This window comes from Chitinophaga sp. (assembly GCF_036569125.1).
Taxonomy (GTDB): Bacteria; Bacteroidota; Bacteroidia; order Chitinophagales; family Chitinophagaceae; genus Chitinophaga.
This window is the reverse complement of sequence record NZ_DATCRF010000733.1, coordinates 1-10,293: the sequence shown is the minus strand read 5'-3', so window position 1 is coordinate 10,293 and position 10,293 is coordinate 1. Positions and strand designations below refer to the sequence as shown.

The following is a 10,293-nucleotide window of genomic DNA, read 5'->3' as shown; positions in this document are numbered from 1 at the left end:
CGGTTAGCTGGCGCTGGACCGGCAGCCATTGCAATGGCTCCATGCTTTGCTCCGGCAGCGCAGTGTCATTTACCATCGCAGCAACAGGCGCTGCAGCGGCAGCAGCAGCGGGGTTTATAGTTGATTGATGTGTTTGTGCCGACATTGCTTTTTGTTATCCGTTAATACATCATCATCATACTTTGGGGATTACATCCCTGGTAGCAGAAACCTTTCAGGTACCAGGGCTGCGATTCACAGCCGCGGTAACATTCCATCATTCTTTCACCTTCCCGGTCGCTGTTATAGCGCCGGCTTTCCCAGAAAGCGCCCCAGCCTTTATGCCAGATGCCGCCGCGGTCATGCCAGGTATGGTCCCATGCGTTGGTAGATGAATCGTAATCATCCGGCGTACCGGCGCAGTCGGGGTAGGCATGGTTCCTGTCTACCAGCACCCCGCTGTGATCATAAAAACATTCATTCATGGGGTCTTGCGGTGAGGGGCGCCTGTCTTCCAGTATGCCGCGGAAACCGCAGTGGAACCAATAGCTGTCGCCATGGTAAGGCACCCAGCCGGGAGGTACAGGGTCAGCATCATTCAGGTGTGCAGGGCAGGGGGCCATACGCTGGATCATTTTACGGCCTATGCCTTCATTTTGTTGTAAGGTATGTGTAAGCTCATGCGCTAACAGGTGCCGGCCCTGTGTTGATTCCGGCGCATACTGCCCGTTATTGAAATAAATATCGTTGCCTACGGTAAATGCCTGCGCATTCAGCTGCGCTGATAAGCGGGCTGCGTCATTACCGGTGTGAATGCGTACACCGGAGAAGTCGGCCCCAAAACGGCTTTCCATAAAGCTGCGGGTATGGCCGCTCATGGGCTGCCCGCCGCCTTTGCCGGATTCTATCTGGCTGCTTACGGCTGCAGGGGCGGTAGTGGCGCCAGCAGCGCATTTGCGCTGAATAAAATTGGGCTGCTGCATGCGCATTTGATGATTATGCATTGGGGTATGCGCTGCGGGCGTATGCTGTTTTTGGAAGTTAATGATCGTATGTTCCGGCATGAGGTTATGTTGTGTATTTAATGGATGTTATTTTATATCCGTTACTTCGCCGTCGCTTCCGCTTACATCCAGGCCGGCGGTAGGGCCTTTGCGGGTGGGTTGAACAGAAGGGGTGCCGCCATTAAAGCCATCTACCTGCTTTATCCACTGTGGCAGGGTTTGATATTTAAGCCCATCGCCTAAGTGGCCCCAGTACTGACCAAGCCCTACATAAATAATATTTTCCCCGTCTGTTGCGCTATTACCGCCATGCTTCATATTGCCCCTGTTGTAAATATATCCCCAGTCACCCGGTATCCAATCACGTCTGCTGCCGCCATCATCATTTATAGCCGGACTTTGGCCGCCTCCTACCATAGTAAGCGCGGTGGCTGCTTCGCAGGCAATGTGATACTTATCTGGATGCATATGCAGATCATTCATGGCCTCAGCTTTATTTTTACCGCGTTTCACGTTAAAAGAGCCTTTGACCCTGTCTACATCCCAGTAATCAGGGTTCATCTTAAACTCGTCTCCGGCCCCAAAGTGGTATTTTTTATCAGCGGCAAATTTTATGATGCCCTTTCTGGCTTCCATATGTTTCTGCAAACTGGCATTGGCTTCTTCACTAGTATTGCCAAGCAGCTTAAAGATCCTGGGTGAGCGGAATAATGAGGTTACCAGCTCGTCATGTACAGAACTTTTGTTTACCCTCCGGGCACTGTAGTAGTTGTTTGACTTTTTAATGTTGTACCCCATGGTATCCAGCTCTACACCGGGATTTACCTCTATCATTCTCTGGATGATACCCTGGCTGCTTTTTTGTATAAAAGGGGTCACAGGTTTGCGCTGTACCTCTTCCTGCTCACAATGTGCACATTTACGCTGAATAAAGTTGGGTTGATGCATGCGCAGCTCATTAGCCTGCGCAGGTGCATGTGCCTGTGCAGCAGGCGTAGCATTGGAAGCAATGGCGGTAGATGTACGTTGGGGCATATTCAAGGTTTTTATAGAACAACCGTGGTTGTTATTGTGCTGCCGGCACCACTTTCCATTGTGCATGCTGTATGATCTGCTGGATGCCTCTCATGGATTGCACCCATTTACCTTCTGCATTTTTACCGCTCTGTTGTGAGTGGTCAATTACAGTGAGCTCGCCGGTTACTTCCACGGTTTTTTCGTATATGCTATCCGGCCAGCTGGATAGCTCATGAATGTAATAGTTGCCTTTTTCCGTTCTTACAACGGCGCCTGCTTTCGCATTTAATGCAGTACCGGTCACTGTGATCATTTTATCCTGGTTCATTTGCTGTTGTTTTTGGGATGGAGTGCATGAACAAAGCACAAGCAGTGCAACATACCATCTATACATAAGTTAAAGTGTTTTCACCACTACGCAAAAGATCTGCCTGTCAAAATCCAGCAGGGGCTTTGAATAGTAGTCCAGTGAGCTTTCATACGCTTTCATATCGCCCATATGAGCGGGTGCAGCGCCAGGGTCATGTGCATGATTGGCATGCCACCACATACCTGAATCTACATCATAATAACCAAAATCAAAGTTAATATAATCTGAGCCCGAAGCATCATCCGGCCGCCAGGCGTCGCCGCTGCTTAAGCGGCTGTCGTAATCCGACATATCCACCCTGCCCGTGGCGTCCGGTGCATAAGGCTTACCGCCCGACCAGAAGCGCATGGAGAATATAACGGCTTTCTTTTTCTTGCTGTCACCTGCTGCTTTAATGGCTTCATTTTTAGCGCGGGCAAATTTCAGGGATTGCTCAAATGTCTTAAAACAGTTATTCAGGTTATCCAGGGGATCCATACCGGTATTGGCGCCGCTGATGCCTACGCAGCCCCGCTCCAGCTCTGTTCTTTCAGCGGAGGTAATGGGCCGGCCTTTTTCTGCTTCCCAGCGTTTTACATAATCATCGAGGGATATTTCATTGTGCTTCATGCCGGTGGGATCGTTTGGTATGATCAGGTCCGGCAGGAAGATCTTTTGCCCTACGGATATTTTATTAATGTTCTTGATGTCCGGGTTATTCTTTTGTATAGCGGCCGTGGTGGTGCCAAAGCGCGTGGCAATGGTGCCCAGGGTATCGCCGGCAGCTACCGTGTACATCCCTATCAGGGGATCAAACTGGCCGCCTGCATTTTTTGATTTACCAGGATCGGTAATGGGGGCACGCTGTACCTGTACGCCATTGCCCTGCTGCAGCACATGGGTAAGCTCATGCGCCAGCAAATGGCTGCCTTCCTGCGTTTGCGGCGCATACTTGCCGCTGTTAAAATAAATATCTGTACCTACGGTAAAGGCCTGTGCGTTCAATTCATTGGAGAGCTGCGCGGCCTCATTTCCCTGGTGAATATTTACCGAAGAAAAATCTGCGCCAAAACGGCTTTCCATGAATGCACGGGTATCGCCGGCCATTTTATCGCCGCTGCCTCTTGAGCTGTTAATTTGCTCGCTAACGGCATCGCTTGCTGCAGCGCCGCCTTCGGCTTCTTTCTTTTGTATGAAAGAGGTCAGGGGTTTGCGCTGTACCTCGTCCTCCGCTTCACAGGCAGCACATTTCCGCTGCGCGGTTTGCGGGTCAGTCATCTGTGTCACCTTATCGGCCAGGGCTTCTGCTTCAGCCTCCAGCGGGTCATTTACATCGCCTACTGTTAGCGGAGCATGTGCAGCAGCTGCGGGTGTTGCCGCTGCTTTGCCTTCATTGGGACCTGTTTTGCTGGTATGCATAACTACCTGTTTAAATAGTTTTACCTTCTTTCTTAAACTCCTTGCGGATGCCCTGTAACAGGTCATCTACCAGTATGTGACTGTCGTTGCGGTTCAATGCCATGAGTGATGCATATTGCACCACGTTCATAATGGAACCGCCGGACAGCTCATACTGTTGTGCAATACGTTCCAGCTCATCCGGCCTGGGAGGCTGGCATTGTTTGCTGAACGCATTGTTCCAGAGCCGCAGCCTTTCCCTGGTGCGGGGCGCCTGGAAGTGGATGATGGCCTGCAGGCGGCGGGTAAAGGCTTCATCTACGTTATTACGCATGTTGGAAGCCAGTATTACCAGCCCGCGGTAATCTTCCAGCCTTTGTAACAGGTAGGCTATTTCCTGGTTTGCATATTTATCGTGGGAATCGGAAATGCTGGTGCGTTTGCCGAACAGCGCATCTGCTTCATCAAAGAATAAGATCCAGTTCTTGTTCTCCGCTTTCTTAAAAACTTTTTCCAGGTTCTTTTCCGTTTCGCCAATGTATTTGGAAACAACCATGGAAAGATCTACCCGGTATACTTCCAGGTTATAGAGCTTGCCCAGTAATGCCGCCGTTAAAGTTTTGCCGGTACCGGGAGGGCCATGGAACAGCGCTTTGTAGCCCGGCTTCAGCTTTTTGCTCATGCCCCAGCTTTCATATAAGGTAGCGCCATGCTGTACCCATATGCGCAGCTCATCCAGCTGCTGCGCGGTATAATCATCTACCACCAGGTCGCTCCAGTTCAGGGAAGTGCTTAAGCGCCTGGCAGGGAACTCCATGCTGAAGTTGGGCTTGCGGAACTGGCCTGTGGTAAAAAAATCAACATACTCTTCTGAAATGCTCACCGGGCTGCTGTAAAAGGGTTCATTGCCCGGTGCAGGATCAATAGTAATGATCTGGTGGCCGGAGAAAATATGCTCCGGCTCAAAAAGCTTGTACAGGCGGAAGCGATGAGCCAGGTCATTGCCGGCCAGCAGGAACAGCGCCGTTTCAATAGTGGGTAAAAAGCCGCTGTGCCGCGTGCCTTTAATGCCGCCAAACTCCGTATGCCCCCGGCCGGATGCTTTGTTGATGCTAAAGAAAATATCCAGCAGGTGCGGCTGCACATGCGGGATAAGCGTGAGCATTAACAGCAGCCGTTCGTCCCGGCTCAGGTGATAATAGTTCACAAACTCCGCGTAAACAGAGCGGTCGTTGCTGAGGTCCGGCGCCGTAGTGTCAGCAGGGTTCTCCTCTGCTGTTTCCTTATTGAAATACTCGCTTAAACGGGCATTCACCACCCCGGCAAACCAGGTGATCTCTGCGGAGAGGCTGGCTGCATTTTGATCTAACCGGTTTATAGTAGTTACCGGTCCTTCCATCACGGTTGCGCCGTTGGCCATAAAAAAAGTAATTAGCTGTTAGTAATTGGCAGTTAGTAATTAGCTATTAGCAATTAGCTGTTAGCTTTTAGTGGTTAGCGTTAATAAATGATCTTCACCATAAGTATAATGCAAGCACTAACAGCTAGAAGCTAACAGCTAAAAGCTTTGTTCACCATTCTACAAAGATCAGGTAACCGTTCCAGGGCAGGCTGATGGTGGAGAAGCCCCAGGGAATGCTGTCCAGCAGCACATCCAGGGTTTTTTGTTCCACCTGCAAACGCCAGTTCTTTTCCTGGCGGCTCAGGATCCCATCCCTTTTCAGGAAGGTTTCCCGCAGCCCGTTCACAGAAGTGTTCTTAAGCATTTTCCAATGCCCGATAATAGATTCCAGCAACAGGGTTGATTCTGCGATCTCTTTTTCTGTAAGCTCCATATCCAGCGGCACCGGCTCATCCAGCGGCAGGCCGCAGCAAATTTTTTCCATTACCAGGCTGTATTCCGGCGCCTGCTGCTGCCCGGTGCACAAATATTTTAACAGGTGCACTGCGCGGTAACAGGCGCTTTTACTTTTCCATTCCTTACCATCCCATAATTCCAGGGCGGTAAAGAACGGACGGAGGAATGCCGCGAGCAGGATTACCCCGGCATGGCGAACAGTGTATTGTTCTTCTTCAGCATGTGTGTTATAATCCGTTTGAAAAAGCGATTCCGGTAACAACGCTTCTTTTTTAACCGCAGTGGCAGTAGCGGATGGTAACTGCAGGCCCTTTTCTATAGCCAGTGTTACCAGTAGCGGTTCTGCTACATTGCTTTCCTGTTCGGGTGTAATAATGAACAGGTGGGGCAGGTGATTAGCGAACACCTGCCATACAACATTTTTATCGGCCGTGGCCTGTAACAGCAGGGGCGCGCTTTCCAGCACCAGGTTTACTATCTTTTCCGCTGAAGTAGCTGCCAGCGCCGGCGTTGCCCGGGCGTTAATGGTTTGCTGCCACTCCTGTAACAAGCCCTGCGCATTTACCAGCGCAGGGAACAGGGTAATGATCTGCGCTTTTATTTCATTACTGAACTGTAATGCCAGGCGTTGCCACAGGTGCGGGTGTGTGCGTTGCGCCTGCAAAAAATCCAGCACAGCTGCAGGCTGCTCCTGCAACAGCTGCGCGGTAACTTCCTGCAGGTTCAGCTCCGTTTCATCAACCCACCAGGGCAGGCTGCCTTTTAACAGAAAGTGCTGCCACATTTCCGCATAGGAAAGCTGTCTGGCCTGCTGCCGCTGCACCAGCGATATGCCGGCCAGCTTTTGCTGAAAGGCCTGCTCAAACTTCGCCAGGAACACCTCGCTGAACCGGGTGTTGAAACCCTGTGGGCTAAACTTGCCTAAGTCTATTTCCAGCTTATCAATGCGCAGCCATTCCTTATCATCTACATATTTGGAGCATACCCGGTCCACCACTTCCATGATCTGTTCCTGGTAAGTGAGGGAGAAGTTATAGCGCAGGTTCAGCGCCAGCTCTTCATCCGGGCAGTTAACTTCAAATTGCAGTTTATTGATCAGGTGCGACATAACTTTATGTGTGCCACACCTCAAAGGTGTGGCACACTTTTAACTCGTTTTTTTAACTCTTACATCATCCGCCAGCCCTTTGCTGCAATCATCCTTACATACACCACAGGGCTGCAGGGTATTAAGCACATCCACTAAAGGATTTACCTTTTCATAGCTGGGCAATTCTGTTTGCGCCATTTCCTGCAGCCAGTCATAATACACTTTTTCAAAGCGCTGCATTTCATTGATGCCTATCCATACCACGCGGGTATATACATGTGCAGGTGATTCCGTTTGCACTGTTTTCTCTACCAGGTTGCGGAAAGTAGCATCACGGAAGCGTTTGGGCCAGCAGGGGAATACCACCGTGGTGCGGAAGGAGTAAGGATCCTCGTTATTATCGCAGGGGTCTGCAGCGCAGTACAGGTCCAGCTGAAAGCTGAAGTAGATGATCAGCTGCGCTATTTCTTTTTCAATATCATCCGCTACATCCGGCGCGCCGGGTTGTTTGGATTTTTGATTAAAGATAAAGCTGCTTTGGGCCAGCACTATGTCCTTATCGCCATGGATAATAAAGCTGTATTTCAGCTTCGCAGGGTCTTCTTCTCCATTGGATACAATGGTATAGTTCACCCTTTCTGATCCATACTCCTGCAGGTCCTTTACGCGTTTTGCCAGGTTCTCATACCGGCGGAACTTTAAGGGTACGGGTGCAGTACCATCTGCAAATGCTTCCTGGAACAGGAACGACTGATCGCCTACATTGGGGTTCACATTTTTGCGGATGTATTCCAGCACCCAGGGCAGGTTATCAAAACATTTTTCAGCGGGTATGCGGTACAATCTTTTACGGTAAGGCGGCACCTCTGTGTTTTGTCCCAGGCCAATGCCCAGGTCACAGGTGTCCAGGCAAATATCCAGCATGCCGGGTAGTATGGGGTTGCCTACTTCATCCAGCGCACCATCAAAGCGGGGGCGTAACAGCAGATGCTCTACCAGGTGCATGCCTTCGTCATTATTCAGCGTGTCCATTACATGCTGCAGGCGTTTAAAGGCTTTATCACGGTCTTCGCTCTTATCAAATTTTTCGCCGGTGGCAATGGCAAGTGCTATTTCGGGGTCTGTGCCATCCCACAGCTCATACCAGAAAGTGCCTATTTGCCCGGCAGATTTGCGGCTGCGCTGGCGCAGCTCATCATGGAAATGGAAGTTGTGCCGGTCGTCTGCAAACTCCAGCAGCTCGCTGATGAGGGATTCTGTGCAGCAGCCGTCTGCTACTTCAATACTGGTAAGCAGCACGGTTTCTTTATTGTCCGGGTCCACCAGCTTGATCACATTCAGGTGCTGGCCTTTTTTATTCTTTTTCCAGACCTGTGTTTTGGTTTTTTCGTCGGTTTCCATCACCGGTTCCACTACAATGTAATCCGGCGCCAGCGTTCTGCGTTTGGCATTGCGGAAGCCCAAGAGGCGGCTTACCCTTCTCTCTGTTCCGGAAACATTGGGCGTATCCCAGATATCGTTTTGTGCGTAGTTATAACCTTTCCCACGGTTGGTGCTGATCTGGTAGTACTCGCCATCCTTCAGGATGCGGATCTTATCCTGGATCATGCGCTCCTTTACTTTATAGGGTGTAAGCCAGGTGCTGATGTTCTCATACTCGCTCAGATCTTCGCTGAAGCGGGCCAGCATATGATCCAGGAAATGATTGCGGCGGTCCTGGAATATCTTAGGTGTTTCCACCAGGCTTTGGATCACATGGGTAAATTCTTTCAGCACCTGCTCCCAGGGATTGGGTGCGCCGTGATCTACCACCAGGTCTTTAAGATCTTCTATCTCCGTGAGGGCACGGGTAAAATAGGTGTACTTAACAGTATCGTCAAAAGTGAACAGGTCGCGGAGGTGGTTCAGCTGCACCAGGTAATCTGCCAGGATCTGCTCAAAGAACATCAAATAACCTTTCAGCTGCAGTGCTTGCGTGCGGCGCTTTTCATCAACATCATTGGGCAGTCCTGCGCGGTCGCTTACACCGTAGCACATGGGCAGGGAGTAGGTTACGGGGTAATAATCTTCCAGCTCCATGTTCTCGCCTAAAGGTATCGGCAGATCTACGGTATGGCCTTCCAGCTTGTACTTGCGTTCCAGCACTTTCAGGTCGTTGAACAGCTTCAGCATTCTTTCCGGCCGCCGGTCGGCAGGGCGACCGGTGTAATAGGTAAGCAGCTCCCTTTCCTTACAGAAAATGATCTGCGACATGCCGGGCTGTATACGGGCTACCTTGCGCTGTTCCCGCAGGAAGTTAAGCCACTGGTAAAAGAAGTTCTTATCAGGATCTGCATCACCGGTATTGCTGCCACTGGAAAGGTGCAGGTAGGTAATGGCTTTAATGCCTTTAATGTCGGCTATTTCGTTGATGATGTCCGACAGGCGGATGTCGCGGAAAAAGTCGGTTGCTTCCAGCTCCACATCATCTATAAACCCGTGCTTAAGGGCAGGGCCTTCAAATATTTCATCTATCAGGTAACCTCTTTCCTGCATTTGCGGGATAGTATGAAAGGGTACGGATGGCGTGAAGTATTTGTAAATGATGAAGAACATTTGCGCCAGCACCTGGTCGGGATCGGCATATTCCTCTAATGCTACAGATGCCATAATGCCAAAGTCCTCATACTCCACTCCGTTGATGCTCAGGAAATCTTCGCATAAATTGCGGTGGCGGCTAAGGCGGTCCAGCACCAGCTGCCGTACTTCCTCCCGCTGATCGGCCTGCAGCACATCTTCTTCATACTCCACCATCACATTGTACAACCCTTCAAATTCAATGATCTTGGAGGGAAGCGTAGTGTTGTCGGGGGAAAGATATGCCTGCAGCGTATTGAGCGCCGTTGTTTTTTTGTCGATATGTTTGATCTGTTCCTGCAGCTGTTCCCGTTCTGCAATAAGCGCGGCTCTTTTGGTGGGGTCAATGTCCGGCATATCTATCTGCGTGGTCAGGTCGGCTATCTTTGTTTCAGCGGCTGTTCTTGCGGCGGCTAACTTTTGCAGCAGGGCATTGATGTCCTGTATTTTGGTATTGCGGTAAGCGTTCACCTGGTCGGTAGTAAGTGATTCCAGTCCCAGCTTACCGTAACATATTTTTTCATCTGCATCATCGCAGCTGCAGCCGGCTTCCTCCCGGATCTCGGCGTCATTATAATCTATCCATACCGGTACTTCATAATCTTTGCTGGTTTCTATCCAGGCATTGCGCACACCTTTAATATCGATCACCAGCTTGCGGTAATCGTTAATGGTAAGCGCATTGTTATGCAGTATTTGCCGGGCGGTGTAAAAGATCTGCTTCCAGGTATCGTTGCTCAGCTGCTCCGGCGCCAGCAGGTCTTTAATATCAAAATCCGTGCGGTAAGAGAGGTCCGTAATGGCGTAGCAAACTGCTTCCAGTATGGAAATGCCGGGGTCTGAATTATTATAATCCGTCCAGATCTCGCTGCCCAGTTTTGCAATGGACTGTATGCCTTTCTCACGTAATGCGGTATAATCTTCCGCGGGCAGCAATGGGTTGGACTTTGGTATGGTAACTGGCTCTTGCATGTCAGTTTGT

The 10,293-nt window shown here is 50.3% G+C and carries 7 protein-coding genes; all 7 read right to left on the bottom strand.

Going from position 1 to position 10,293, the window contains the following annotated elements:
- Positions 1-161: 161 nt before the first annotated feature.
- On the bottom strand, positions 162-1,043 hold the full coding sequence (locus tag VIM87_RS27190) for a DUF4157 domain-containing protein (protein WP_332000032.1): 882 nt from the start codon (positions 1,041-1,043) through the stop codon (positions 162-164).
- A 27-nt stretch (positions 1,044-1,070) separates the two neighbouring features.
- Complete coding sequence (locus VIM87_RS27185) at positions 1,071-2,018, bottom strand: hypothetical protein (protein WP_332000031.1); 948 nt, start codon at positions 2,016-2,018, stop codon at positions 1,071-1,073.
- Between the two features lie 31 nt (positions 2,019-2,049).
- Complete coding sequence (locus VIM87_RS27180) at positions 2,050-2,328, bottom strand: hypothetical protein (RefSeq protein WP_332000030.1); 279 nt, start codon at positions 2,326-2,328, stop codon at positions 2,050-2,052.
- A 69-nt stretch (positions 2,329-2,397) separates the two neighbouring features.
- Positions 2,398-3,768, bottom strand: coding sequence for an eCIS core domain-containing protein (locus VIM87_RS27175; protein ID WP_332000029.1), 1,371 nt, complete (start codon positions 3,766-3,768; stop codon positions 2,398-2,400).
- 10 nt (positions 3,769-3,778) lie between these two features.
- Positions 3,779-5,167, bottom strand: a complete 1,389-nt coding sequence (locus tag VIM87_RS27170; RefSeq protein WP_332000028.1) for an ATP-binding protein — start codon at positions 5,165-5,167, stop codon at positions 3,779-3,781.
- 151 nt (positions 5,168-5,318) lie between these two features.
- A complete protein-coding gene (locus VIM87_RS27165) occupies positions 5,319-6,713 on the bottom strand; it encodes a contractile injection system tape measure protein (protein ID WP_332000027.1) in 1,395 nt (464 codons plus the stop codon).
- A 39-nt stretch (positions 6,714-6,752) separates the two neighbouring features.
- Entirely contained in the window at positions 6,753-10,283 is a 3,531-nt protein-coding gene (locus VIM87_RS27160) for a hypothetical protein (RefSeq protein WP_332000026.1), read from the bottom strand.
- Positions 10,284-10,293 lie beyond the last annotated feature (10 nt).

What these genes read in the sequence shown, in the direction of transcription:
- VIM87_RS27175 (WP_332000029.1), bottom strand. Translation starts at nt 3,768, where the DNA reads ATGCATACCAGCAAAACAGGTCCCAATGAAGGCAAAGCAGCGGCAACA.
- VIM87_RS27180 (WP_332000030.1), bottom strand. Translation starts at nt 2,328, where the DNA reads ATGAACCAGGATAAAATGATCACAGTGACCGGTACTGCATTAAATGCG.
- VIM87_RS27190 (WP_332000032.1), bottom strand. Translation starts at nt 1,043, where the DNA reads ATGCCGGAACATACGATCATTAACTTCCAAAAACAGCATACGCCCGCA.
- VIM87_RS27185 (WP_332000031.1), bottom strand. Translation starts at nt 2,018, where the DNA reads ATGCCCCAACGTACATCTACCGCCATTGCTTCCAATGCTACGCCTGCT.
- VIM87_RS27170 (WP_332000028.1), bottom strand. Translation starts at nt 5,167, where the DNA reads ATGGCCAACGGCGCAACCGTGATGGAAGGACCGGTAACTACTATAAAC.
- VIM87_RS27160 (WP_332000026.1), bottom strand. Translation starts at nt 10,283, where the DNA reads ATGCAAGAGCCAGTTACCATACCAAAGTCCAACCCATTGCTGCCCGCG.
- VIM87_RS27165 (WP_332000027.1), bottom strand. Translation starts at nt 6,713, where the DNA reads ATGTCGCACCTGATCAATAAACTGCAATTTGAAGTTAACTGCCCGGAT.